Origin of the sequence: Pelotalea chapellei, assembly GCF_018531195.1 — a bacterium.
Lineage (GTDB): Bacteria > Desulfobacterota > Desulfuromonadia > Geobacterales > Pseudopelobacteraceae > Pelotalea > Pelotalea chapellei.
The window spans coordinates 213,711-238,353 of record NZ_JAHDYS010000002.1 but is presented as its reverse complement, the minus strand read 5'-3'; the positions used below and the strand labels follow the sequence as shown (position 1 = coordinate 238,353).

Here is a 24,643-nt window from a genome sequence, read left to right as displayed (position 1 = left end):
ATTACTTAGGGAAAGCTTATCCCCATCCCCACCCACACCATCGCCAGCAATCTGGCATCATCCAAGGCCCGATGCAGGCGGCACTCAGCAGGTATCTCTCCCAGCACGTGCTGTGCAACTGATTCAAGCCGGTGACTGGACAGATGCGGATACAACTTGCGGGACAGCTTGACGGTGCAGATCTCCGGGTTTTGTAATTCCAACCCCAATTGCCCCAGTTCATGACGGATGAAAGAGAGGTCGAAGCGGGCATTGTGGGCAACCAGCGGCGCTGTACCGATAAACTCCCTGAATCTGCGCCAGACTTCTTCCGGCTTCGGATGTCCCGCCAGCATTGCTCTGCTGATCCCGTGGACCCGTTCGGCGTCCCGATGTATCCGGCATTCCACATCGATCAGCGTGGTGAACTCATCAACAACGCCATCCCGCTCCACCATGATTGCGGCCAACTCGATCACTCTGTCGCCACGATGGGGGGAGAGGCCCGTCGTTTCAACATCCAGACAGATGTAGCGCTTATTTTTCGAAAACATGACCCTCCAAATCGGGCGGTGGACCCAAAACAGGGCGGGGAGACCCCGCCCCTACGGTGTTGTGTTTATGGGCGTGGTACGTTTGTTGGGTTCTCCCGGTCCAGGTCCCATTTGATCGGGTTTTCTAGGATATATTTCCGCGCAGCATCCAGTTCCCGTTCGTCGCGGATGACTCTTTCGTAATAGTTGCGCTGCCACACCGGACAACCGGGATTTCCGCGCATCTGGTTGGTCTGCTTGGTCGATTGGTATTTGAAATACCCGATGATCTGCCCAAGGGTCGGTAGGGGCGGGGTCTCCCCGCCCTGGTTCATTAGGATTGCCCCGCCTCGGTTCATATTTGTTGAATTCAAAAGCGGGCGGGGGGACCCCGCCCCTACGTATTCTGGTGAATCTGGGGTAATACCGGCCGTTTCATCGTTTTTCAATAATGGGCGGGTTATCTCCGTCCCCGCGTCGGTTATTACAACGATTCCATGAAAATGGTTTGGCATGATCATAAATTCATCGAGATGTACGTTTACAAAATGATCGGAGACCCCTTGCCACCATTCTCTAACAGCGTTCCCGGCATCATTCAAAACCATCTCGCTGTTTCTTATGTCGCCTAAAAGACATTCCCGACCATAAACGCATAGGGTCACGAAATACGCCCCGGCTGCGGAATAGTCATATCCGCGCAAGCGAAATGAACGTCGACGATGAACGTCTGGATCATGCTTCATGCGGACCTCCAAACCACCTGCTCTGTCCCGCGCACATTATCACACCCTCGCGACAAAATAAGTCCATTAAAATGATTTTTGTTTAATTCCCGTAGGGGCGGGGTTCCCCCGCCCTGCTTATTCGGGGTTGCCCCGCCCTGATTTCCTCGTCCCACCTGACAACAAAAAAAATCCCCTGCAACAGCACAGCCGTCACAGGGGATTTTAGTAAACCAGATATGAAAACAGACGTCACGTCATCAAAATCTTGTTCCTGATGATCAGCATCTCAAATGCCAGAGAAGCCTTGTAGACCAGCTTCTGCAGTTCCTGCAGCTTCTGTCCGAGGGCTGCTGCTTCGGCCGATACGAGCACGATGGCGACGATCTTGTTGACCATGATTACCGGGATCGCCAGCAGGGTGTCCCCTGATGACAGCTGCAGCGCAGCGGCTATGGGGCGGTTACCGGGGATGGCGCTCACAGGCCCCATGCAGAATCGTCCTTCCTTGATGACATTGTGCAACACGGAGGGGACGGCGAGTTCAATGGTCAGCTCCTCGAATCTGTCCACATTGGTTCCCTTGACAATGGCCCGCCACCCGACTGCCATCTTGCCGCGGATGATGAACAGCGCCCCTTTCTCGAAGTCCTGTCCGAGGTATTTTATGAAGACATCGGCGACTTCGTTGCGCTCACGGGCTGCAGCAAAATCAAGGGAGAGCTGGTCAATGGTGTACCTGCCGAGCTGTGCCTGGGGTGTGTCGGGTTCGTCAGGCAGATCGGGCAGATTTCCAAACCCTTCGAATTCTGCCGGTATTTCGATATTCAGCAGCTCACCATCTTCCTTTTCATAGGCCACCGAAATTTTTTCCGGCACTGGCGGCGCTTTGACAGCTTTCGGGGGGAGGTTTACATTTGGGGTTATCTGGCGCTTGAACCCGCCTCCCCCCACCCTGAGATAGCGCATGTCACGAGCGATTTGGTAATATTTTTCCAGGGCAAAGGCAATATGCATATCCGGCGCAATGAAGGGCTGGATAATGTTTCCGGTTATAAAGGCGAGTTCGTCGATAGCTTTGAAATCAGTGGGGTCAGACATTGCGACGCTGAGACGCTTATTCTCATGCCTGAAAGGTATGACACGATATTTTTCAGCCACCGCTGCAGGAAGAAGGCTGTAGGTACTAAAGGATACTTCCTGTAAATCTTTATGCGTGGCGGCAGGTACGCCCAGCTTCTTGCTGAGCAACCGTACAAGATTCTTCTCGTCGATCATGCCGAGTTCAATCAGGCTGCTGCCCAGTTTGATGCCGAAGATGACCTGGCATTTGAGAGCTTCCTCAAGCTGTTCATTGGTCAACAGTCCCTCTTTTATCAGCAATTCACCAAGTTTCAGCGCCATATGTCTTCTCCAGTTCCTGAAATACCTGCACTTCCTCTCTCATTAAAAGCACAAATTTCCTCTGGAAAAAATAAAAAAATCAGAAAGGCCCACTTTTTTATATTGGAAATCTTCAGGCGGAGAATTTCTAACTTGCTGGAATGGTCAGAGGATAACCGGCTTCAGCAATGTTCCGCGGATCGGTACCCGGTATACTCCGGGCGAGATCATGAATTTCGCCAGCAACAGAAAAACCAGCTTCTGGCGTTCCATGAATTCCGGTTTCGGCATGATTTCAAGGGTGAGGTCAAGAGGCATGGAGGTAATCTGTGGACCGTTGGGCAGGTCTCCAGAGAGACGCATGTAGATGCCCTCTCCCTGCAGGGTGAAGCTCTCCAGACGGGCGCGCCCTCCGCTGATGCGAACCATTCCCTGGGTACGCAGGTTGGCCGCGTCAGGTAAGGCAAAAGCACCCATCTTGACACCGCTGTACTGTAGTTGCTTTACTTCCAGCTTCAGTTCGCCGTTGAGCCCCTGGGCTGTTCTCCGTACAGTCCCCTCGCTCCAGAGAAGACCACCCGCCGTGGCACCCAGGACAGTCTTGAAAAAAGGAACTTTTGCCAGTTCAATTTTATCGGCCTGCAGTGCTAGTGCCTGGCTGCCGTTCAGGCCATAAAGAAGGTTCATCTCTCCGCCTGCAAGAGCAAGATCGGCTGCAACCTTCATGCGCCCCAGCAGCAGTGGGGCAAGCTGCGGCTGCACCTTCAACCTGTCAAAGGCCAGCAGAGGGCCTTGTGCCGAGGAGAGGGCCGCTTCACTCCAGACCACGCCGGGAAGTATCGTCTTGCTGGCTTCCGGTGCAATTGTCAGCCCCTGTTCGGCCAGTTTCAGAGCGATTGCATTATTCAGCGGTGCAACGGGGAATAAGGCATAGAGCAAGACAATGAAGAGGAACAGCGCGGCCACTGCCAGGCCGAGACCGCGAAGAAAACGCCGCTTGGTCATCATTTTGGTGCTGCCCCCGGAGCTGGTTTGAGCAGTGCTATGGTCACCCCAAGATCACAGCGGGACGGGTCGTCGAAGCGGGTTCGGAGGTTGGCTTTTTTCAGTACAACCGGACGGCTTCCTTTTTCAAGGCGGTACACCAGATTGAGGGCTTCATTGACCGTGAGCCCGTCGATACGCACGTCGGCGGCATCTTCCACCATGGTGCCCCGTTGCTCACCCTTTGCCGGAGCGATCTTGATTCCCTTGCCCCGAATGCCAATCTCCTCGATCAGTTTGGCCGGTGAATCATCGGGGCGCACAGAAGCGAGCCGCCCTCTCATCATGTCTGCCGACTGCCGGGCTGCCTGATAGGCTGCTCTGAGCGGCAGCAGCTCTTTCAATACCATCTCGCGTGCGTGCCGCCTGCGCTCCAGCTCGGCGGTTTTCGCAGCCAATGCGCTCCAGCCGAGCACGCAGACCAGTGCGGCAATCAGGGCATAGCCTGCCCACAGCCGTGAGCGGCTGTCAAGATCTCTCCAGACATCAAGGGCCTGTTCAAGGATTCTCATCGCTTTACCTCCCTGAGGGTGCCGCTCATGCTGAAGCTTACCGTTCCGTCGGCACGCCCCTTGACTTCACCCATTTCAATAGTCGCCATCAGCGGTGCAAGGGCTGTCTTATATTCGTTGACCGCCTGGGCGGAGCGGGCATCCCCCTTGATCCTCACGGTTTTCCCTTCCATCTCGGCTTCGTACAGGCCGTTGATGGTGGCACCCTTGGCTTCGGCCAGCTGCTTGAGGACATCAAGGAATCCGCTGGTGGAGTCCATGCCGGAGAGCTTCTTGATCTCCCCCTTTACTTCGGCCAGTTCATCAACTGCCTTCGCACGGGTCGGGAAGATTTCCCGATATATCGAGCTAATCGAAGTGTTCAGGGAGGCCAGGTCCATCTTTGCCTGACGGTACTGGATACCTTTGTAGGCAAAAAGAAGCAGTACCAGCACAACAGCAAGGGCACAGCTCAGCATCAGCTTTCTGCGCAGCCGGACATCCCCGGCGGTCCAGGCCAGATCACCACGCCTGAAGTCCGGCAAGGTGCCCTTGTGGCATGCTGTGGCTACGGCATACAGGCCGGCCAGTTGCTGAAAGTTGTTATCAGACCGCATGGTGGTGGAAAGATACTCTGGCAGCTCCAAACGTTCGCTGGGACGAGAGGAGTTTGCCGCTGCCAGACTGTCTGCCTGGTGGCCGAAAAACACCAGCTGCGAAGGAAGCGGCATGGAGGAAAGTTCCAGAGCCGACAATGTCGCCGTCAATTGATGGAGCTCACCAGCACCGAATGCCCGCATGAAAACCGGCCTGCCTGATGAGAAGACAGCCAGGGCACTCCCGTCCGAGACGACGCAGGAATCGCTCAGGCCGGGGAGATCACTCCATGCGAACAGTGCAGAAGTGATTATCTGCGGTTCCAGCCGCGCCTCAGTGAAGGTAGTCAGGATTCCGGCAAGGTCGGTGTGCCGGGCCCAGAGAGCCAGGAATTTCCCTTCCGTAGAAGGTAGTACATCGAAGACAGCCTCCTCCGGCTGCAGCGCAATCTCTCCCTGCATCTGTACCGGCAATATTTCACGCACCTTGCGCAGATCGGTGAGGGGAAGCTCGATCATGCGTTGTGCAAACATCTCCGGCGGCAGACAGAGCACGATGCGCGGCGATCCCTTGAGGTCCGCTGCGATGCGTCTGGCAACAGCGGCCAAATCCTGCTCATCACCCAGCTCGAATGACGTAGCACCGGCCAGCGCCATTGTCCGTCCCGAGGCGGTAAACCGGACGGCGTCCACCCGCTGCTCTTCCACCTGTAGTATCAGATATTCCATTGAGTTGGCCTTTTGTTAATCAAGATGTGATTCATGCCGCACCATCCGAACTTGTTTCTAGTACTCCTGCCATGACAGTACATCCTGGGTAGTTCCCGACTGCCGTACCACCACATCCACTTTACGACCAGATTCCTTGACACGAGCCAGAGAAACAATCCTGAAAAGGTTCCCTTTGACGTTGATTCTCCCCGAAAGACCGGTTGCGATGGTATCAAATCCGGGGACGCGCGAAAGTTCTCCGGTGTTTTTGAAAGGATTCAGGCGCCGCTCCTCCATGATCCTTTCGGCAAGACGATCATCAATGCGTTCATCCAGGGCGGCGATGACCTCTTTGGGCGCGGTGTTGATGTTAACCTGTGAAAAGGGCGCATTAGGCTGACCCGCATGGGTGGTCACAAAGGGGCGCAACTTTGCGACCAGGGCCGGAGTAAATCCTTTGATCAAAGTTAGCTCTGCAACACTGACCAAAGCACCATTGCGGGCCTTGTAAGGTATTTTCAGGGCGGCGTAGTAAGGAGTCTCCGCTCCCCCGGAACGTGTCTGGTCATTGCTGTCCAACCAGTCAGCCAGGGCACTCCAGGCTTCATCGGGAATCTCCAACCGTGCTCCCAATCTTTTCAAGGCAGAAAGGGTAAAGGGTTCGAATTCTCCGTTGGGCGAAATGAGTCCATTCAGATTTATCTTACCGCTTTCATCACTGATTGAAACCTCAATGGTGCCTGTTTCATCATCCATTTTCTGAGGAGCGGCCCAGGCATCGGAAAGCGAGCTGTATTCCTGATTTGACAAAGCAAGCTGCAGCAGTTTCGTACCACCGATGACACCGGACTCTGCCAGCAAGGATGCCTGCTGTCCATCACGAAATCCCCGGCTGAGTGAGATATCCACGTAGGCCTGGTACACAAGATCGCTGGTCACCGCTACCATCAGAGCAGTTATCACCAGGGTCAGCACCAGGGCAAACCCCTTTTCCCCTCTTGCATGCCGTATCATTGTATCTTCACCCGGGGAACTGCCAGGGTTGAGAATTCCACTGGCCTGCCATCCTCTTCAACCTGCACGGTGATGCGCACCTGCTGGGGGAGCTTGAGGTTCAGGGCTGTATCCCAGCTCCTGACCCACTTGGAACCGTCGTAGCACTCCACCAGAAAACCGGTGATGCGTTCCATCTGGGGATACTCGGGTGCTGTATCGGTTTCAAAAAGTATGTCCTGGTCCTTGCTCGTCAAGATGCGCCGCTTGTCCCGTTCGACTATGTGGTAACGGGAATTGATCACGCCCGACTCGGGACGGGTCAGTTGCGATGGCTCCGCCAGGGTGGTCAGCTCCAGGGTGGAGGAGGGAGCCCCGAAAATATCCCGGTCTTCTACTACAAAATGCAGGCGCTTGTCACCAGTTGAAAACTGCGCCGCATTGATCTGCTGTCTCATGCGGTCAAGTGTAGAACCAAGCTCTCGACGTGCCTCCATCCCTTCTCCGGCCCTCTCGCGAGCCGCCATTACCGCAAAATAACTGCTGTAGAGGGCGGTTGTCAGAATGGCCAGCAGTACGAGAGCGATCAGCAGTTCCAGAAGGGTGAAACCGGCATTCGGTCCATACCCGCCATGCTGACAGAGCCAGCGGCCCCGGCTATTTGGGAACGATGTATCGCACAAGGGCCACCTCCCGCTTGTCTCCGGTCCGTTGTACCCGAAGTACCAGCTTCTTCAGTGCCGGCAGCTGGGTGGGCAGCAGTTCTGACTTCCAGGTGAATTCAGGGTGCATGGGGGCTAAAGTGCCTTCACTTTTTTCCTGAAGCGCCCCCTGTTCGAGCTCGGTGATCTTTGCCCTCGCCAGGAGAGTCAGAGCAGTGTTATCCCGTTCAGCGGAAATAATCGACAGGTGATAGTTGACCGATGTAAGTACGGTTAAAACGACACCTGCCATGATGGCCAGAGCTATCATTACTTCCAGCAGGGTAAAGCCCTTGGATGGTGACAGCATCATAGCCACTCTTTCTGATAACCGTCGTAAACTTTTACTTTACCGTTTGGAAATGCCATCACGGTCCAGAAATTACCACTATCGCTGCGCAGATGAATTGCAACAAACTCGCGCAGACCACTGCTGAGCACATCGATGCGCACTTTTTCTTCGGTGACGGTCCCCAGCCGGGGAACCACCACGTCCGCCACCTGGATGCCTTCCCTGATCGGCGGTTTCCGCAGCAGAGGATCATCCGGCTCTTTTTCGGCGCCGTCAGCTGCTGTCTGTAAGATTGCCACCTTGTCCGTCCCGGGCTCCAACCGCACAAAATAACCCGCCTGACCGGTTGCAGCACGATCCTGCACATAACGCAGAGCTGCTGCCAGGCCTCGCGCCGAGCTCTTCAGGTTTTCACTTTCTGTGGAAGGCAGGCGCGGAATGACCAGCATCATTACCATGCCGACAATTGCCAACACCACGACAATTTCTATGAGTGTAAATCCGCGCTGGTTCACTGCAAGCCTGAATGCTGCATTGTAATGCAGAAATTCACCGAACCACCTGGTGGGGGGGCTGTATCAGGGGAGAAAGAGGAACTATATGTGAAATGGATATTATGAATCGGGCTGACAGAACGGAATTGATGACAGTTATTCGGCATAGCCCTGCTGAGGTATACCTGTACCATTTTCGCTCCTTTGCTTATGCAGCCGCTATTTCCGCCAGCAATTCCAGGCCGAACAGCTTCTTTTGCCACTCCCGCATGCCGGCAATGGTATCCAGCCCGGCAACAGTGGTGGGATTTGCATCTGCGATAGCTTCCAAAAGCCAGTTGGGAGCGGTCACGCCCGGTTCCAGACCCAACTCTCTACTGCGGTCCTGCCGCCATGCTTTCATCCGTTTGAGTCGCTCTTTAGCACCGTTGCTCGGTTCTTCCCGCAACTGACGAGGAAAACGCGGCAATTCAGATTCCGGCAGAGCAAGAGCTGCGGCGATAGCAGCAAATATCTGTGCTGCATATCGGTGGATCTGACCAGGAGTCATCCCCTTGATCCCGGCAAGGTCTCCCAGGGTGCGGGGCCTTTTTTCCGCCACCTCCACAAGCGTTTCCGCTGAAATGACCTTGAAAGCCGGCCTGTCAAGTTCCCGCGCCTGGACATCACGCAGCTGCAGCAAGTTTTCAAGAATGGCAAGGTTGCGCCCCTTCAGTTTGGCGGCCCCCTTGCACGACAGGAACAGCGGCCCTTCCTTATCGCTTACCCGTGCCTGGCACACCAGGCGGCACTCCTCCTCAAGCCAGCTGATACGCCCCTTCTCGGCCAGTTCGGCACGGAGCTGGTCGTACAGCGGGAGCAGGTTGGCTGTATCAGCCATGGCATAGGCACACATTTCAGCACTCAGCGGCCGCTTGCTCCAGTCCGCCTTCTGATATTTCTTGTCCAGCTCGATGCCAAAGCGCGCTTTCAGCAAGGCTGCCAGACCGAACTCCGTAAGCCCCAGCAGACGGGAAGCAATCATGGTATCGAACATGTTGATGACTTCAATGCCGAAATCCCTGTGCAGGGAGCGGATGTCGTAATCCGCACCATGCATCACAATCCGGATCTCGGGGTTTCCCAGTGTTGCAGTTAGAGGAGACATATCCTTGACCGCCAGCGGATCAATCAGCCAGCTTTCGGTGCGGGTTGATATCTGCATCAGGCAGACTTTCTCCTGATAGTGGTGCAATGAGTCCATTTCAAGATCAACAGCAACTTCCCGTTCATTGCCGATTACTGCAGCAACTTCGGCCAGCCTGTCTTGCCCGGTTATTATTTCGCAGGTTCCTGCCTGCTGTGTATGGTCCTTCAAACTGAAAACTCCCTGATAATGCAGTAGGTAGTGGTACGTTGAGCCGCCCGGAAACCGGCACGGCGGATAAGGGATATCATTTCTTCCTGCGACATGCGGAAGCTGCATCCTGCCGCAGCCACCACATTTTCTTCCAGCATGGTGCCTCCCAGGTCATTAGCCCCGAAAAACAGGGCCACCTGGGCCATCTTATCCCCTTGGGTCACCCAGCTGGCCTGGATGTTAGGGATGTTATCCAACACAATTCGTGACAGTGCCAGCACCCTGAGATATTCCACGCCGGTTGCCGTAGTGCCGCCTAATTCAGTGTTTCCTGGTTGATAGGTCCAGGGAATGAAGGCAGTAAATGACCCGCCCGCATCCTGCAGCTCCCTGATGCGGAAAATGTGTTCCACGATGTCCTCAGCTTTTTCACTGCTGCCGAACATCATCGTGGCGGTGGTAGGCATCCCCAGTGCGGCCGCTCCGAGCATGACCTCACTCCACCGGCGCCACCCGATTTTGTTAGGGGAGATGCTGGATCGCACCTCATCCACCAGAATTTCAGCTCCGCCGCCAGGAATCGAATCAAGGCCGGCCTGCTTCAGCCGGGCCAGAGTTTCTTCCAGGGAGAGGCCGGATGTGCCGGCGATACAGGAAACCTCGGCAGGTGAAAGGGAGTGGTTCTGCAGCGTGGGAAAGCGCTGCTTTATGCCCCGAAAGAGCTCCTCGAAGAATTCAATGCCCAATTCGGCATTGAGCCCTCCCTGCATGAGAAGCTGTGTGCCCCCCTGCTCCACAAGTTCTGCAATCTTGCCGTAAATTTCTTCACTGGACAGCACGTATGCATCAGCCGAGGATTTGTCCCGGTAAAAAGCGCAGAATGCACATTTGGATTCACAGATATTGGTGTAGTTTACGTTGCGATCGACAACAAAGGTTACACGATTATCCGGATGGTAACTACGACGTATGGTATCGGCAGCAGTGCCAAGCGCCAGAAGATCTTCTTTCAGAAGAAGTTTCAAGGCTTCTTCCCGAGAGATACGCTCTCCTGCTCGGCCCACAGTGGGAGATGGTTTTTCCATTTTCTACTTTCTAAATTTTCAAATCATTCCGAGCTCAGACAGCCGCATTAAGCCGTTGATTCGAGGAAATTCTCCAGGATATTCCGAACCTCGCCCGGGATTCTTTTTGCCTTCAAGGTTGGACTCACACAGGCCAGTGTCACCAAAGCTTCAACCAGAATACGTCCATTACCGGAATGTTTTACCTGCTGACGAAGGGTGAAAGATGACCCTCCAACACGCACTGGAACTGTTAATATGGTCAGCAAATCATCGTGCCGTGCCGGAGCAGTAAGGTCTATTTCCATTCTGATCACAGGAAACACATGACCTTCTGCTGCCATTTCTGAAACCGAAAATCCATTATCGCGAAGAAATTCGGTACGAGCGCGCTCGAAAAATTTGAGATAGTTGGCGTGATAGACAATTCCGGCAGCGTCGGTGTCCTCGTAATAAACGCGAACTTGCATCAGGGAAACTTCAGGTGAAGTGTCTGAATGGCACCGGACTCTCGAAAAACTACCTGCAAGCGCAGTTCAGATGCTGTTGCTGCTTCGGCTGGAAAAAAGATAAATCCACTGGCAAGGGACTCGGAGGGAATAATTTTACCTTCCACCCCTTTTTCCCGCATACTCTCTGCAATGTCACGTTCCTGCTCGCGATTATCGCCGGCCCTGCCCGCTCCGCCGATCACTGCACCACCAGCGCCTCCAAGAACCCCACCCTTCACCACAGCTTCTCCGGCATTGTGTCCGGAAACGATGCCTACTGCAAGGCCGAGTACGGCTCCTGCCAACGCGCCAAAAGCGGCACCCTTTCCGGCACCGCTTGCGACAGCGCCACCTTCGGTAGCCTTCTGTACCCGCGTTACAGCTTGGTGATTAGTTAGAATCTTCCAGTAGCCACCGGATTTATCCACCAGGAACGTCTGACCGCTGACAACCTCCACGCCCTGTCCGCTTTTGTTATCAAGCACAATCTGCACCGGCAGCACGCCGGCACCCTGAATGTCAAATCCGAATGCAGCCTCGGAACGTTTTTTGTCGGCAAAAGCTTCAGCTCCTACCTTAAGACCTGTTACATCCTGATAGTTGCTATAAGCTTGAGGCGGTTTGAAGGAAACGGACCTGGTCTCATACGTTGCACAGGCAGAGAGGTGAGCTGCAATTATCAGAAGACAGATTGTTCTTTTCATCTCCAGCCTCCAAAGACTTGCCACTTTAGTGCAGAACAAACTCATCTGCAACTTGATTCTAACAGAAATTAAGCATTTTTGGCACACTCAGCCTAAAATGTCCCATATTTGACCCTGAAGCCATTTGAGCACAAAAAGAAGGTACCGATAAGGGGAATGCAAAAATATCCATTTCTGCGCCAAATTTTAAACTTTGCTTCCGGATGCCCATTTTAAGCGGCTTTGCAAGGTTTTATCAAAATCAGTGATCGTTTTCCGCTGTTAAAGGGTAGTGAATAGGAATGAACGTCAATTATTTTGAATCCCAAATCAGCAAGAAGCTCTTCATCTTTAAGTTGTGTTTCCTTGTCTGCAATAGGTCCCTTCATTGCAATCATACGTCCGCTTTCATGCAAAAGTGGTGCGCCCAATCTGACGAACGTTTCAAGAGAAGAGAACGCTCGTGAAGTAATCACGTCAAAACTGTTGGCAGAAGTTTTTTGCAACTCCTCAACTCGCACATGCAATGCCTCGAAATGGTCAAATTTCAAAAGACGCGCTATGTGCCGTTGGAAATGAATTTTTTTGGCCACCGCATCAACCGAAACAACAGGCATCTCTGGTTTGACGATTTTCAGAGGAATTGATGGAATGCCTGCACCTGAGCCAATATCCAGAACTGTTTCACATGTTCCAATGAAGTTTGCGAAAAAAAGAGCATCCACTAAATGTTTGATCGCGATTTCATCGTCATTCGTAATAGCTGTGAGGTTGATTTTCTGGTTCCACTTCTTCAGTTCCTCGGCAAAGGTAATAAGTGCTTCGATCTGGTATTCGGTAATCTCAAGACCAGCTTCGCTGATACACTTTCGCAAAAAGACGCTATTCATAGGTGCCGTTCCCTGATTTTCTTCCTACCCATGCTTTTATCGCCACAGACAACACAGAAATTGCTGCCGGGGTTACACCTGGAATACGCGAAGCTTGGCCTAATGTATCCGGACGATGCTTCTTCAGTTTTTCGCGGACTTCCGTGGTAAGACCGTTGATAGCAACAAAGTCCATTTCAGGTGGGATTTTGGAATGTTCCAGCTTAGCAGCCCTCTCAATCTGTTCCAGCTGCCGGTCGATATATCCCTTATACTTCACCTGGATTTCGACCTGCTCCTGTACTGCCGGCGGCGTTTCACGTGAAACATTATCCAGCATGGCCAGATCCGCATAGGTGATTTCCGGCCTTTTGAGCAACTGCTCCAAGGTCGTTCCTTTTTGCAGATCATTAATCCCTTTTGAAGAGAGAAACTGTTGCTGGTCATCATCGACAGACAATCGTGTGGTGGTCACCCGGGAGTATTCGCTTTTGATATGCTCGCGCTTTCGTACAAACTCGCCATGAACACTCTCAGTCACCAGGCCAATATCATACCCTTTTTGGGTCAACCTAAGATCCGCATTGTCTTCACGCAAAAGCAGACGGTATTCAGCTCGCGAGGTAAACATGCGATAAGGTTCCTTGGTCCCCAGCGTCACAAGGTCGTCAATCATAACGCCGATGTATGCTTCCTCCCGCGACAAGACAAAAGGTTCTTTGCCTTGTGAGCGTAGGGCGGCGTTTATCCCCGCAATGAGCCCCTGCCCTGCTGCTTCCTCATATCCGGAAGTACCGTTGATCTGACCGGCATGATAAAGGTTTGCCACTGCTTTTGTTTCAAGAGTAGCGTGCAATTGTACCGGATCGATGTAATCGTATTCGATGGCATAGGCTGGACGCATTATTTCAACCCGTTCAAGTCCTTCTATAGAACGGTAAAAAGCTATCTGCACATCAATAGGCAAAGAGGTAGACATTCCACTCGGGTAGACTTCTACAGTATCAAGGCCTTCCGGCTCAATAAAGGTCTGGTGCCGCTCCTTGTCAGGAAAACGCATTACCTTGTCTTCAATGGAAGGGCAATAGCGTGGACCGATTCCTTCAATTACTCCAGCATACAATGGTGAACGGTCCAGGGAGGAACGGATAATGTCATGTGATCGTGGATTAGTGTAGGCAATGTGACATGGCACCTGGGGCATTGTGATCTGCTGGGTGGAAAAAGAGAAAGGAACCGGTCGCGCATCACCATATTGAGGCTCAAGTTTCGAAAAATCAATGGTCCTACTGTCCAGGCGCGCCGGAGTCCCTGTTTTAAGTCGGCCGACTTCAAAGCCAAGAGAGCGAAGTTGGTCCGACAAACCTAGTGATGGGAGATCTCCGGCGCGCCCTCCAGGATAATTGTTAAGCCCAATATGAATGAGTCCACGCATGAATGTTCCGGTTGTTATGATTACCGTTTTACCGAGGTACCTGAGACCGGAACGCGTATCAACTCCGCCAACGGCACTTCCCTCCAGATACAAAGCAGTAACCTCACCCTGCTTGATTTGGAGATTTTCCTGGTTTTCCATAATCTTTTTCATGCGCAAGCGGTACAGCTGTTTATCGGCTTGAGCGCGTGATGCACGAACCGCAGGGCCCTTACGGGTATTTAATACTCGAAACTGAATGCCGGTGGCGTCGATATTGCGAGCCATTTCACCACCAAGAGCATCGATTTCCCGCACCAAATGCCCTTTGGCAAGCCCCCCAATGGCAGGATTGCAGGACATGACTGCTATGGCGTCAAGGTTAATAGTCAGCAGCAGCGTGCTGCATCCCATTCGAGCGGCAGCAAGAGCAGCCTCGCAGCCGGCATGACCTGCGCCGACTACTATTACATCGTAAAGGTAATCATAAGTAATCATCAGACTTTGTCCTCATGTTTCACGTGAAACACTATTTACCGATACAGAAGGAAGAAAATATTACATCCAGAATATCATCCGGTGTGGATTGACCTGTTACGGAACCAACTGCGCGCAATGCCTCGCGAAGGTCGACCGCAAGCAATTCAAGCTCAACTTTGACCTGTATTCCTTGGAGAAACCGTTGCAGAATAGATTCTGCAGAAACAAGAGCATCGTGATGACGTGCTCGTGAAATAGCAATGAATTCACGACTGTCGATAGCACTACCGTGGAGAAAGCATCTGCAGATATGATCTCTGAGAAGATCAACTCCCTCACCAGTATGCGCTGAAATGGGAACACATGTCATCCCTTGACAGTATTCCGGCAGCTCTAGTTTCGGAGGAAGATCACTTTTATTTAATACACCAATGAGGCGACTCTCCTTGAGTCCCTCAAAAATCAATTGATCTTCCTGATCAAAGGAATGCGAAGCATCCATTACAAACAAAACAAGATCCGCCTGCGGTATTTTATCAAGAGCGCGCCGTATCCCTTCCTGTTCGACCAAGTCATCGGTATGACGAATTCCGGCCGAATCCAACAAACGAACCGGCAGGCCTCCAATATTCAAAGTTTCTTCAATGATATCACGTGTGGTACCCGGAATATGCGTAACAATGGCACGGTTTTCATTGAGAAGCCGGTTAAGTAGACTTGATTTGCCTGCATTCGGTTTTCCTATAATAAGTACAGAAATCCCCTCTCGGAGAACCCGCCCATCATCAAAACCCGACAGTAAATTATCAATAATAATTCGGGCAGACTGGACACGATCGAAAATAGAGCTAAGATCCGCCTCTCCCAGATCATCCTCTGGAAAGTCAATATATGCTTCTACAAGGGCCAGTGCATGCAAGAGATCCTTATGAATTTCCTCAATGCGCCGAGAAAGAAGACCTTCTCGCTGATGTTGCGCCAATCGCAATGCCGCTTCAGATTTCGAACTGATTATATCCATGACTGATTCAGCCTGAACCAAATCAATTCTTCCATTTAAAAAAGCTCTGCGGGTGAATTCACCAGGGTCTGCCAAGCGCGCGCCATGTTTTAAACAAAGTGACAAAACCTGATCCACAACAAGCATCCCGCCATGACAGTGAATCTCAAAAACATCTTCCCGGGTGTATGAACGAGGCGCGCGCATCAGAACGGCCATTGATTCATCTATAACATCACCATCCATGGGATCTGTTACAACACCAAAATAAAAACGGTGGCTGATTAGGCCACCGTTGCAGACTGGTTTAAAAATGGCAGTGGCGATGTCTGCAGCCTGCTCGCCACTTATGCGGACAATCCCTATGCCTCCATTACCTGGAGGCGTACTGATTGCCGCTATCGTATCATGAACATACATGTTGAACTCCACTGGGACACTTGGTCAATCCTTTACCAGTTTGTTGATGTACATCTGTTGTCCAATAGTAAGGATATTGTTAACAAGCCAGTACAAAACCAAACCAGAGGGGAAACTCAGAAACATGAAGGTAAACACAACCGGCAGCGCCAACATCATTTTCTGTTGCATTGGGTCCATCTGGCTGGGAGTCATTTTCTGCTGAATAAACATGGTAGCTCCCATGATAATGGGAGTTACATAATAAGGGTCTTTATCGGCAAGGTCGGTAATCCAGAGAATAAAAGGGGCATGCCGCAATTCGATGGAAAACATGAGTGCCTTGTACAACGCGAAGAAAACCGGGATCTGCACGATCATAGGCAGACAGCCACCCATGGGATTGACTTTGTTATCGCGGTACAATTCCATGACAGCCTTGTTCATGCCATCACGATCATTCTTGAATTTTTCCTTGAGAGCAGCCATCTTGGGCTGGATCTTCTGCATGTCCTTCATGGATTTGTAGCTTTTGTGCGTCAGCGGAAAGAACAGCATCTTAAGGATTACGGTGATAATGATAATGGCGATTCCGTAATTGCCCACATAACGGTAAAAGAACTTGAGGGTGTACAGCAGTGGTTTTGCTATGACCGTAAACCATCCCAGATCAAGAGACTGTACAAGGGAATTTCCCTGAGCCTTGAGAATGTCTATATCCTTTGGACCAACAAAGAGGCGGCAAGGCACGCTGGCGGACTGGCCGGGAGCAACAGTCAGCTGAGGAGAAGAAACGACAGATTCAAAAAAACCGGCTCCATTTTTTTTCAGTTCAACCGATGCTATGCTTCTATTCTCGGAAAGAACGCTGGTAAGGAAGTACTTATCGGCAAAACCGGCCCACTGAATATTGTTCTCATATTTTTTTGTCGTATTGGAAACGTCCTTGATCTTATCACTTTTAAGACTGTCATCTGAAAAGATATAGGAACCAGCCGTATCAAATCGATTATCTTTGACTTTTGGCTCCGCGGGATACGTCAGCACCTGCTGAATCGAACCGACGAGAGGTACGGGAGAATTATTGAAAACCTGAGTCTCGAGGTTTATACCGTAGCTGTTTCCGGTAAAAGTATAAATCTTGCGGACTGTAAAACCTTGCCCGGAATTGTAGTTGAAACTCAGCTGCTTTTTATCAGCAGAACCCAGGTTCAAAGCATCCACATCGGTCTGAAAAAATGTCCCTTCAGGAAGATTAAAGCCTGTCGCCCTGGTTGAAAATGTTAACACATTGGGATCTGCCTGGGCACCCAGAACAACCGGTTTTCCATCAGGAGCGTTTGTTTCGCGATACTTTTTAAGAGTAATGCTTTTAAGAGCGGCACCGCGTGCAGAGAAAACAGCATGGTACAGTTCCGTATCTACTACGATATCTTTCTGCTGAGCAGCGGCCGGCTGAGCTGGAACAGCAGGTAGTTGCGAAACCGGAACAGCTGCTGACTGTTGCAGACTTGCCACAGGGGCAACAGATGGAGAGGAAACCTGTGGTTTTTTTTCAGGACCGAAAAAAAATGAAAATAGATAAAAAACTGCGACTGAGAGTGCAACTGCTAAAAAAGCGCGCTTTTCCATGAAAGCTCCATGATTGAATATTGCCTAAGGCACAGGATCATACCCGCCAGGATGAAAGGGATGGCACTTACAAATCCTGAACAGCGTGTAACCGATGCCTTTGGCAAATCCATGTTGTTGAATTGATTGTCGGGAATACTCGGAACAGGAGGGATAAAAACGACAGGCGTGAGGCAAAAGCGGAGAGATCAGCTTCTGGTAGAGCCTGATTACGAGGAGAACAATTCTTTTGAGCATGTGGACGCGCCGATGTGCCTGAAGGCTTTTTCAAGTTCCCATTTAATACTGGCGAAGTCCATCAGTGCTGATTCACGCCTTGCAATAACATTCAGGTCCACAAGTGGCAACTGATGTCTATTCATTCTGAAAACTTCCCGAGTAGAGCGCTTGATCCGGTTACGAACAACAGCGCATCCAACCTTTTTACTAACGGTGATTCCCAGGCGCGGAGTATTCAAAGCGTTCATCTGCCAGACGATAAGAAAGCCTTTGGCACTAATTTTATTCGGAGAATCAAAAAGTTTCAGAAATTCGGCACGTCGTCTCAAGCGAACATGCTTTGGAAACGTGCCGATATCGTTCTGACCGCTGATTATTGAATTACTTGACGGCAATGCGTACTGAAAGATTTTTACGGCCTTTTGCCCTTCTGCGCTTGATTACAAGACGACCGTTTTTGGTAGCCATTCTTACCAAAAATCCATGAGTACGTTTGCGGGAGGTATTGCTTGGTTGAAATGTTCTTTTCATATAACCACTCCGAATTAATTTTTATAGGAAACAAGTCTTTAATCATGAATGGATGATGTTGTCAAGAATATATTCAAGTTACCTGGAAGATCAAGCATGTTATTTGCCTTGAAAAAGCGGGCATCCTCTGTTAATCTGCTGCTTCTTAAAAAACCGCATAATATCAAATAAATACCTATAAATTGTTGATATGTAATGGAAAATAATTATCAACAGGTGTTGAGAATCATGTTGATAACCTTCGGTATCTACCCCATCTGCATACATGAACCAGCTTATTCCATTGATGTTTTCACCATTCGAATCAATGTGGATAACCATCCTTTTTATATAAATGTGACCTTATGTTAGAAGCTTGGCAGCAAGCAGTAGAAAACCTGGAAAGAGTTCTTTCCGAACGCGATTTTACCACTTGGATTAAACCAATTCGTTTCAGCCACATCGAAAACGATTCAGTGTATCTCTCTGTCCCGACATTGTTCTTCAAAGAATGGCTTGAGGAACATCACCTGAAGTCTTTGGTTGATGCTTTATCCAAAACAGCCGGTGAAAATGTTTCCATTACCTTTATCATTAGGGAACATGATGCTGAAGCAGAACAGTTGCAGCCAGAAGATCTCATCATAAAGGGTCATGAAGAAAACGAGCAAATTAAAGATCCCTCTCCAGAATCAACATTCACTCCACTGAACTACAAATATACATTTGAACTTTTCGTGAGTGGAACTGGAAATCAGTTTGCCCATGCTGCCGCCATGGCTGTCGCCAACAATCCAGCTGATACCTACAACCCGCTTTTCATCTACGGGGGTGTAGGTCTCGGTAAAAGCCACCTGTTGAATGCCATAGGTCATACCATTCGGGGAACATCGCCTGAATTGAATGTATGTTACTGCTCTGCTGAAAAATTCATGTACGAAATGGTTAATGCACTGCGACAAAAAAGGATGGAACAGTTCAGAAATCGTTTCAGAAATCTTGATGTACTCCTGATTGACGATATTCAGTTTATTTCGGGAAAAGTAGGCACTCAGGAAGAATTTTTTCATACCTTCAATGCTTTATACGATATGCATAAACAGATAGTAATTACATCTGACAAATTTCCCCGTGAAATACTGGACCTTGAAGAACGTCTTCGATCCCGTTTCGAATGGGGGCTGATAGCTGATATTCAACCACCTGACCTTGAAACAAAAATAGCTATTCTTAATAAAAAATCGCAGATCACCGGGATCAAGCTTCCTGAAGATGTTGTTTATTTTCTGGCAGCAAGTGATACCCGTAATATACGCGAGCTTGAAGGCATGCTGATCAGATTAGGCGCTTACAGTAGTCTGCAAAGTGTGCCTATTTCCCTCGACATGGCCCGAGAAACTCTGAAAGATATCCTTGGTGATCGTCGCAAGGATATTACTGTCGAACTCATTCAGAAAGTTGTTGCAGAGCATTGTGGTTTAAAAATAGCCGATCTCAAATCAAGCAAGAGGCTTAAAAATCTTGTTCAGGCACGTCAGATAGCAATCTGGCTCTGCCGTGACATGACAAAAGCATCTTATCCTGATATCGGTGCACGTTTTGGTGGCAAGGATCATTCGACTGTTATTTATGCAGCCAAAAAAATCGATCAGATGATAAAGGATGATCTAAAACTGGCCCGTTTCGTTGATGAGATTAAAAACGAATTATTGAAATAATAACCTGTTCATATCCTCTTCACAGAATGTGAATAACATTCCGGCTGTTGGTAACTAATATTTTATCACTCGAATCATCAACATGTCAGTAAGCAGCATTATTCTTTTTGTTCAAACAGATACATGGTTATCACCAAATTCACAGCCCCTATAATAACAACAAGGTTTTAAAGATTTAAAAAAGATAAAGACTGTAAGGAGTGGCATATGGAATTCAAAATCGACAAAGAGGTGTTCCTCAAGTCATTACAAAAGATCCAGGGAATTGTGGAAAAAAAAACGTCCATGCCCATTCTGTCAAATGTACTGCTTGAAGCCACGGAATCAGTTTTGTATGTCACTGCAACTGATCTTGAAGTAGGAATGAAAAGCAGTTATCCGGCTGAAATAATAACTTCGGGTAAAATCACCGTTGGTGCAAAGAAGCTATATGAAATTGTTAAGGAACTTCCGAATCAGATCATTACCTTTTCAACAAAAGATAATGACTGGGTCGAAATAAAATGTGGCAAGGTTCATTTCAATATTGTTGGTTTGTCATCAGAAGAATTTCCTTACTTCCCCACCGTCAAGGAAGAGAATCTCTTTGAAATTGAAAGTGGACTGCTGCGAGGAATGATTGAACGAACATCCTATGCAATCTGTACCGATGATACCAAATACAATCTCAATGGTTTGTTTACCAAGGTGGAGATTGCACCTGATGGGAACCAGATTCTTAAAATGGTTGCCACAGACGGCCATCGCCTTTCCATTGCTAATGGAGCGCTTAAAGGAACTGCAGGACCTGAACTTCTCAAAGGAGTAATTCTTCCTAAAAAAGGTATTAATGAGCTGAAAAAGATTACGGATGAAGAAGACGGCATATTGATGTTTGGTTTCATGGATAACAGCGCCGTGATCAAGCGTGGAGATTCCTATATGGTCATGCGTCTGGTGGATGGCGAATTTCCTGACTACACCCGAGTTATTCCCGCTGCCAATGATCGGGTCATTACTATCAACAAAGAAGACTTCACCCATTCGGTACGCCGGATGGCAATCCTTTCAAGCGAAAAATTCAAAGGCATCATGCTTGAGATATCCGCCACAGACATCAAGATTTCCTCTAGCAATCCAGAACTGGGTGATGCCATGGAAGAGATTGATGTCAATTACGGTGGAGAGCCGCTGACGGTGAGATTCAATGCCCGTTACCTGCTGGATGTCCTGGCAGTGGCAGAAACTGAACATGTGGACATGAAATTCAAAGATGAACTTTCTCCCTCGATAATAGTTCCTGAAAAATCTGAAAGTTTTCTGGCAGTCATCATGCCCATGAGGCTGTAACAGAGGTACATGTATCTAAGATATCTTGCTATTGTCGGATTTAGAAACCTTGAAGCGGTACGGATAGAGCCGGGCAGACGATTTAACCTTTTTTACGGTCTTAATGGCCAGGGCAAAACCAATCTCCTGGAAGCAGTCTATTTGCTGGGAAATACCCGTTCTTTTCGGTCTGCCCGCTTGCCCGAGTACATCAGACATGGACAGCCTCAGGCCAGGATACAGGGTGATATTGCATCAGCAGGCATTCATAACAGCATAAAGGCAACTCTTGAACCTGGCGGCCGCAGGGTTGAGCTGGATGGCAAGGCACTGCATCGGGCATCGGATCTTCACGGCAAGTTGAATGCAGTAGTTTTTTCACCTGATGATGCCGGCATGATTCGCTCCGGACCCGAAGCCCGCCGCCGTTACCTTGACCGGGCAGTTTATCAGAGTGATATTGGATATCTTCACTGTTGGCACGGCTATCAACGAATTCTTAAGCAGCGCAACCACCTTTTGAAGAGCGCTGACAAATCGGGTCTTGAAATCTGGACAGAACAGTTGGCCCAGATGGGAGCCGAGGTTATTGAACGGCGCCTTCAATTTGTATATCAACTCAATGACATCATGCAGCGTCATTACGCTACTATCAGCGGGGGCTGCGAGACAGCCGGCATAGCGTACAGACCGGAAGGTATCCAGGGAGTACGGCGGGAGGAGATATTTCCCCAACTACTGGACTTGTTTGATCGTCACAGCCGTAGTGATGAACGTTTCGGCACAACCACTGCTGGCCCGCACAGAGACGATGTGCAGTTTTTCCTGGATGGACGGCCGCTCAAGGCTTTCGGTTCCCAGGGGCAGCAGAAGAGTTTTATTCTTGCACTTAAAATGGCTGAAATGGAAAATCTTCAATCCACGTTTGAAGAGCCTCCCCTGCTGCTGCTGGATGACATGAGTTCGGAGCTCGATTCCTGCAGACATGCTAATCTTGTGGACTTTCTCACATCTCGGGATGTCCAGGTTTTTATGACAACAACAGAACGATCACCAGCCCTATTGGGCCACGCCGCGGCACATTGCAGCATATTCCATGTGCAGGGCGGCAATCTGACGTTTGAGGGAAATGAATCGCATGAGTGAACAGGAAAAAACGATGCAGGGCGCTGGGGAAGAATACGGTGCGGATAATATCAAGATTCTGGAGGGGCTGGCAGCAGTCCGCAAGCGGCCTGCCATGTACATCGGGTCCACATCCAGTGCCGGTCTGCATCATCTGGTCTATGAAATCGTCGACAACTCCATTGATGAGGCTTTGGCCGGACACTGTGATAATGTCACGGTAACCATCAACGCTGATGGGTCAGTAACGGTAGTGGATAACGGTCGTGGTATTCCGACCGATATGCATCCCACAGAAGGGCGCTCAGCTGCCGAAGTTGTTCTTACCGTGCTGCATGCCGGCGGCAAATTCGACAACGACTCCTACAAGGTTTCCGGTGGTTTGCATGGCGTGGGTGTATCGGTAGTCAACGCGTTGTCAAAATGGCTTGAGCTTGAGATCCGCCGCGATGGCAAGGTGTTTCGCCAATCCTATCGCAGAGGTGATCCGGTAGCGCCGCTGGAAATGGTTGGAGACACCAAGAAGCGTGGTACCAAGGTTACCTTCATGCCTGACGAGGAGATCTTTGAGACTACCGAGATATCTTTTGACGTGCTCTCCCAGCGGTTGCGGGAAATGGCATTTCTTAACGCTGGTGTCAGGATTACGATTAGTGATGCGCGCGTGGATAATAAATCACACGAGTTTCATTACGAAGGAGGCATTAACTCCTTTGTGGAATATCTCAACCGCAGCAAGACGGCCCTGCACCCCAAGCCGATCTACTTCAAAGGCGAAAAAGGGGGAGTTGAGACTGAAGTAGCCATGCAGTACAACGACTCCTACGACGAGAAGATTTTCAGCTTTGCCAACAACATCAATACCCATGAGGGTGGTACTCATCTGGCAGGGTTCAAGGCGGGTCTGACTCGTACCATGAACAGCTATGTGGCTGCCAATGAGATGCTTAAGAAAGAAAAGGTTTCCATCTCCGGTGATGACCTGCGCGAAGGTATGACCTGTGTCATTTCGGTCAAAATTCCTCAGCCTCAGTTTGAAGGGCAGACCAAGACCAAACTGGGCAATTCCGAAGTCAAAGGCTATGTTGAATCGCTGATAAACGAGAAACTCGCCCAGTTTCTGGAGGAAAATCCCCAGGTAGCCAAGCGGATTCTGGAGAAATCGATCGATGCCGCCCGGGCCCGTGAAGCTGCCCGAAAAGCTCGCGAAACTGTTCGCCGCAAAGGTGCACTGGATCTGGGAGGATTGCCCGGAAAACTGGCGGACTGCCAGGAAAAGGATCCCAGCCTCAGCGAACTGTATCTGGTCGAGGGTGATTCGGCGGGTGGTTCCGCCAAGCAGGGACGCGACCGCAAGAATCAGGCGATCCTGCCGCTCAAGGGAAAGATCCTCAACGTAGAGAAGGCGCGCTTCGACAAGATGATCGCTTCACAGGAGATCCGCACCCTGATCACAGCTCTTGGCACCGGAATCGGGAAGGATGATTTCGATATCGCCAAGCTGCGTTACCATCGCATCATCGTCATGACTGACGCCGACGTCGACGGCTCACATATTTTGACACTGCTATTGACCTTCTTCTACCGCAACATGCGCGAGTTGATCGAGCGCGGCTACCTCTATATCGCCCAGCCGCCACTCTACAAGGTCAAGCGCGGCAAGAAAGAGATGTATCTTAAAAATGAGGCCGCCATGCAGAACTTCCTGCTGGAGGAGGGGGCCGAGGAACTGACTCTGAAGCTTGAAAAGGGTGACCGTGTCTATCTGGGCAAACAGATCATCCCGGTAATCAAGCAGTTTATCGAGAACCGAGCCATCTTTGATAAGGTCGTTAAAAAGGGGATTACAGCGGAACTGCTTTCGATAGTGGTCCGCAGCAATATTCCAGCAGGTCTGGAAGAACTCTCCCAGATAGAGCCATATCTGGAGGCGATGAAGATGCTTTCTCCCGGTTCCGAGTATCAGGTGGAAGAGGAACGCATCACCTTCCGCATCGGAAATATCCGTGCAATCATCGATCAGCAGACACTTTCGGTGCTCTCAACTCATGAATATGAACTGTTGGTGGAAAATCACCATCGGGTAGTAGAGACAATGGCTGATGGACGTGCGATTCTCGAGCTGCAGGATGGTGGTAAACAGCTGCTGGATACTGCCAATCACGAGGAATTGCTGGCTTTCTTTCTGGAACAGGCCAAAAAAGGACTCTCCATCCAACGTTATAAAGGTCTAGGTGAGATGAACCCCGAGCAGCTGTGGGAAACAACCATGAACCCGGAAAACCGCATACTGCTGCAGGTCAAGATTGAAGATATGGTAGAGTCCGATGAAATCTTCACTATTCTGATGGGCGACCAGGTGGAGCCGCGTCGTGATTTCATTGAAAAGAACGCACTGAACGTTGTCAACCTTGACATCTAAGTTGTTGTTGTGTAGGGGTACCCAATTG

General features: G+C 50.2%; 25 protein-coding genes. 4 read left to right on the top strand and 21 right to left on the bottom strand.

Translation table 11 applies throughout. From position 1 onward, the window contains the following. Positions 1–5: 5 nt before the first annotated feature. The 21 genes from KJB30_RS02945 to rpmH form a co-directional block, all read right to left on the bottom strand. Positions 6–533, bottom strand: a complete 528-nt coding sequence (locus KJB30_RS02945) for a 3'-5' exonuclease (protein WP_214296443.1) — start codon at positions 531–533, stop codon at positions 6–8. 65 nt (positions 534–598) lie between these two features. Next, positions 599–1,258: a transposase gene (locus KJB30_RS02940; protein WP_214296442.1), complete on the bottom strand. Its 660-nt coding sequence runs from the start codon at positions 1,256–1,258 to the stop codon at positions 599–601. Between the two features lie 231 nt (positions 1,259–1,489). Then, a complete protein-coding gene (locus KJB30_RS02935; protein ID WP_214296441.1) occupies positions 1,490–2,641 on the bottom strand; it encodes a GspE/PulE/PilB domain-containing protein in 1,152 nt (383 codons plus the stop codon). A gap of 144 nt (positions 2,642–2,785) precedes the next feature. Continuing rightward, on the bottom strand, positions 2,786–3,628 hold the full coding sequence (gspN, locus tag KJB30_RS02930; protein WP_214296440.1) for a type II secretion system protein GspN: 843 nt from the start codon (positions 3,626–3,628) through the stop codon (positions 2,786–2,788). After that, the gene (locus KJB30_RS02925; RefSeq protein ID WP_214296439.1) at positions 3,625–4,176 is read right to left on the bottom strand and encodes a general secretion pathway protein GspM; all 552 of its coding nucleotides are present in this window, start codon (positions 4,174–4,176) and stop codon (positions 3,625–3,627) included. Before KJB30_RS02925 ends, gspN begins: the two co-directional genes overlap by 4 nt. Continuing rightward, positions 4,173–5,480 (bottom strand): type II secretion system protein GspL, encoded by a 1,308-nt coding sequence (gene gspL / locus KJB30_RS02920; RefSeq protein ID WP_214296438.1) that lies wholly within the window; start codon positions 5,478–5,480, stop codon positions 4,173–4,175. Before gspL ends, KJB30_RS02925 begins: the two co-directional genes overlap by 4 nt. 57 nt (positions 5,481–5,537) lie before the next feature. Next, on the bottom strand, positions 5,538–6,476 hold the full coding sequence (gene gspK / locus KJB30_RS02915) for a type II secretion system minor pseudopilin GspK (RefSeq protein ID WP_214296437.1): 939 nt from the start codon (positions 6,474–6,476) through the stop codon (positions 5,538–5,540). Then, positions 6,473–7,138 (bottom strand): type II secretion system protein GspJ, encoded by a 666-nt coding sequence (locus KJB30_RS02910; protein WP_246545447.1) that lies wholly within the window; start codon positions 7,136–7,138, stop codon positions 6,473–6,475. Before KJB30_RS02910 ends, gspK begins: the two co-directional genes overlap by 4 nt. Then, positions 7,113–7,469, bottom strand: a complete 357-nt coding sequence (locus tag KJB30_RS02905) for a prepilin-type N-terminal cleavage/methylation domain-containing protein (RefSeq protein WP_246545446.1) — start codon at positions 7,467–7,469, stop codon at positions 7,113–7,115. The genes KJB30_RS02910 and KJB30_RS02905 overlap by 26 nt, the downstream gene beginning before the upstream one ends. Then, positions 7,466–7,963 carry a pilus assembly FimT family protein gene (locus KJB30_RS02900; RefSeq protein ID WP_214296436.1) on the bottom strand — a complete coding sequence of 166 codons (498 nt, stop codon included), beginning with the start codon at positions 7,961–7,963 and terminating at the stop codon, positions 7,466–7,468. Before KJB30_RS02900 ends, KJB30_RS02905 begins: the two co-directional genes overlap by 4 nt. A gap of 187 nt (positions 7,964–8,150) precedes the next feature. Next, complete coding sequence (locus KJB30_RS02895; RefSeq protein ID WP_246545445.1) at positions 8,151–9,299, bottom strand: ribonuclease D; 1,149 nt, start codon at positions 9,297–9,299, stop codon at positions 8,151–8,153. Further along, the gene (mqnC, locus tag KJB30_RS02890; RefSeq protein ID WP_214296434.1) at positions 9,296–10,366 is read right to left on the bottom strand and encodes a cyclic dehypoxanthinyl futalosine synthase; all 1,071 of its coding nucleotides are present in this window, start codon (positions 10,364–10,366) and stop codon (positions 9,296–9,298) included. The genes KJB30_RS02895 and mqnC overlap by 4 nt, the downstream gene beginning before the upstream one ends. A gap of 47 nt (positions 10,367–10,413) precedes the next feature. Continuing rightward, a complete protein-coding gene (locus tag KJB30_RS02885) occupies positions 10,414–10,815 on the bottom strand; it encodes a YbgC/FadM family acyl-CoA thioesterase (protein WP_214296433.1) in 402 nt (133 codons plus the stop codon). Then, entirely contained in the window at positions 10,815–11,540 is a 726-nt protein-coding gene (locus tag KJB30_RS02880; protein ID WP_214296432.1) for a glycine zipper family protein, read from the bottom strand. The genes KJB30_RS02885 and KJB30_RS02880 overlap by 1 nt, the downstream gene beginning before the upstream one ends. A gap of 212 nt (positions 11,541–11,752) precedes the next feature. Then, positions 11,753–12,409 carry a 16S rRNA (guanine(527)-N(7))-methyltransferase RsmG gene (gene rsmG, locus KJB30_RS02875; protein WP_214296431.1) on the bottom strand — a complete coding sequence of 219 codons (657 nt, stop codon included), beginning with the start codon at positions 12,407–12,409 and terminating at the stop codon, positions 11,753–11,755. Beyond that, positions 12,402–14,300, bottom strand: a complete 1,899-nt coding sequence (mnmG, locus tag KJB30_RS02870; RefSeq protein ID WP_214296430.1) for a tRNA uridine-5-carboxymethylaminomethyl(34) synthesis enzyme MnmG — start codon at positions 14,298–14,300, stop codon at positions 12,402–12,404. The genes rsmG and mnmG overlap by 8 nt, the downstream gene beginning before the upstream one ends. Positions 14,301–14,331: 31 nt before the next feature. Then, positions 14,332–15,702: a tRNA uridine-5-carboxymethylaminomethyl(34) synthesis GTPase MnmE gene (mnmE, locus tag KJB30_RS02865; RefSeq protein ID WP_214296429.1), complete on the bottom strand. Its 1,371-nt coding sequence runs from the start codon at positions 15,700–15,702 to the stop codon at positions 14,332–14,334. A gap of 24 nt (positions 15,703–15,726) precedes the next feature. Next, a complete protein-coding gene (gene yidC, locus KJB30_RS02860) occupies positions 15,727–17,313 on the bottom strand; it encodes a membrane protein insertase YidC (RefSeq protein WP_214296428.1) in 1,587 nt (528 codons plus the stop codon). 24 nt (positions 17,314–17,337) lie between these two features. After that, entirely contained in the window at positions 17,338–17,550 is a 213-nt protein-coding gene (yidD, locus tag KJB30_RS02855) for a membrane protein insertion efficiency factor YidD (RefSeq protein WP_214296427.1), read from the bottom strand. Then, complete coding sequence (gene rnpA, locus KJB30_RS02850; protein ID WP_214296426.1) at positions 17,523–17,861, bottom strand: ribonuclease P protein component; 339 nt, start codon at positions 17,859–17,861, stop codon at positions 17,523–17,525. The genes yidD and rnpA overlap by 28 nt, the downstream gene beginning before the upstream one ends. Before the next feature lie 52 nt (positions 17,862–17,913). Beyond that, a complete protein-coding gene (gene rpmH / locus KJB30_RS02845; protein ID WP_214296425.1) occupies positions 17,914–18,063 on the bottom strand; it encodes a 50S ribosomal protein L34 in 150 nt (49 codons plus the stop codon). Positions 18,064–18,407: 344 nt separating this feature from the next. Here rpmH and dnaA point away from each other — a divergent pair, with 344 nt between their 5' ends. The 4 genes from dnaA (at position 18,408) to gyrB (ending at position 24,615) form a co-directional block, all read left to right on the top strand. Continuing rightward, positions 18,408–19,760, top strand: a complete 1,353-nt coding sequence (dnaA, locus tag KJB30_RS02840; protein WP_214296424.1) for a chromosomal replication initiator protein DnaA — start codon at positions 18,408–18,410, stop codon at positions 19,758–19,760. A gap of 207 nt (positions 19,761–19,967) precedes the next feature. Beyond that, positions 19,968–21,089 (top strand): DNA polymerase III subunit beta, encoded by a 1,122-nt coding sequence (gene dnaN, locus KJB30_RS02835; RefSeq protein WP_214296423.1) that lies wholly within the window; start codon positions 19,968–19,970, stop codon positions 21,087–21,089. A 9-nt stretch (positions 21,090–21,098) separates the two neighbouring features. Then, a complete protein-coding gene (recF, locus tag KJB30_RS02830) occupies positions 21,099–22,214 on the top strand; it encodes a DNA replication/repair protein RecF (RefSeq protein WP_214296422.1) in 1,116 nt (371 codons plus the stop codon). Continuing rightward, positions 22,207–24,615: a DNA topoisomerase (ATP-hydrolyzing) subunit B gene (gene gyrB, locus KJB30_RS02825; RefSeq protein ID WP_214296421.1), complete on the top strand. Its 2,409-nt coding sequence runs from the start codon at positions 22,207–22,209 to the stop codon at positions 24,613–24,615. Before recF ends, gyrB begins: the two co-directional genes overlap by 8 nt. Positions 24,616–24,643: the final 28 nt, after the last annotated feature.

Bases quoted from the DNA above. Each gene is read 5' to 3' on its own strand.
- KJB30_RS02945 (WP_214296443.1), bottom strand. From the start codon at position 533: ATGTTTTCGAAAAATAAGCGCTACATCTGTCTGGATGTTGAAACGACG.
- KJB30_RS02940 (WP_214296442.1), bottom strand. From the start codon at position 1,258: ATGAAGCATGATCCAGACGTTCATCGTCGACGTTCATTTCGCTTGCGC.
- KJB30_RS02935 (WP_214296441.1), bottom strand. From the start codon at position 2,641: ATGGCGCTGAAACTTGGTGAATTGCTGATAAAAGAGGGACTGTTGACC.
- gspN (WP_214296440.1), bottom strand. From the start codon at position 3,628: ATGATGACCAAGCGGCGTTTTCTTCGCGGTCTCGGCCTGGCAGTGGCC.
- KJB30_RS02925 (WP_214296439.1), bottom strand. From the start codon at position 4,176: ATGAGAATCCTTGAACAGGCCCTTGATGTCTGGAGAGATCTTGACAGC.
- gspL (WP_214296438.1), bottom strand. From the start codon at position 5,480: ATGGAATATCTGATACTACAGGTGGAAGAGCAGCGGGTGGACGCCGTC.
- gspK (WP_214296437.1), bottom strand. From the start codon at position 6,476: ATGATACGGCATGCAAGAGGGGAAAAGGGGTTTGCCCTGGTGCTGACC.
- KJB30_RS02905 (WP_246545446.1), bottom strand. From the start codon at position 7,469: ATGATGCTGTCACCATCCAAGGGCTTTACCCTGCTGGAAGTAATGATA.
- mqnC (WP_214296434.1), bottom strand. From the start codon at position 10,366: ATGGAAAAACCATCTCCCACTGTGGGCCGAGCAGGAGAGCGTATCTCT.
- KJB30_RS02885 (WP_214296433.1), bottom strand. From the start codon at position 10,815: ATGCAAGTTCGCGTTTATTACGAGGACACCGACGCTGCCGGAATTGTC.
- KJB30_RS02880 (WP_214296432.1), bottom strand. From the start codon at position 11,540: ATGAAAAGAACAATCTGTCTTCTGATAATTGCAGCTCACCTCTCTGCC.
- rsmG (WP_214296431.1), bottom strand. From the start codon at position 12,409: ATGAATAGCGTCTTTTTGCGAAAGTGTATCAGCGAAGCTGGTCTTGAG.
- mnmG (WP_214296430.1), bottom strand. From the start codon at position 14,300: ATGATTACTTATGATTACCTTTACGATGTAATAGTAGTCGGCGCAGGT.
- mnmE (WP_214296429.1), bottom strand. From the start codon at position 15,702: ATGTATGTTCATGATACGATAGCGGCAATCAGTACGCCTCCAGGTAAT.
- yidC (WP_214296428.1), bottom strand. From the start codon at position 17,313: ATGGAAAAGCGCGCTTTTTTAGCAGTTGCACTCTCAGTCGCAGTTTTT.
- yidD (WP_214296427.1), bottom strand. From the start codon at position 17,550: ATGCTCAAAAGAATTGTTCTCCTCGTAATCAGGCTCTACCAGAAGCTG.
- rpmH (WP_214296425.1), bottom strand. From the start codon at position 18,063: ATGAAAAGAACATTTCAACCAAGCAATACCTCCCGCAAACGTACTCAT.
- dnaA (WP_214296424.1), top strand. From the start codon at position 18,408: ATGTTAGAAGCTTGGCAGCAAGCAGTAGAAAACCTGGAAAGAGTTCTT.
- dnaN (WP_214296423.1), top strand. From the start codon at position 19,968: ATGGAATTCAAAATCGACAAAGAGGTGTTCCTCAAGTCATTACAAAAG.
- recF (WP_214296422.1), top strand. From the start codon at position 21,099: ATGTATCTAAGATATCTTGCTATTGTCGGATTTAGAAACCTTGAAGCG.
- gyrB (WP_214296421.1), top strand. From the start codon at position 22,207: ATGAGTGAACAGGAAAAAACGATGCAGGGCGCTGGGGAAGAATACGGT.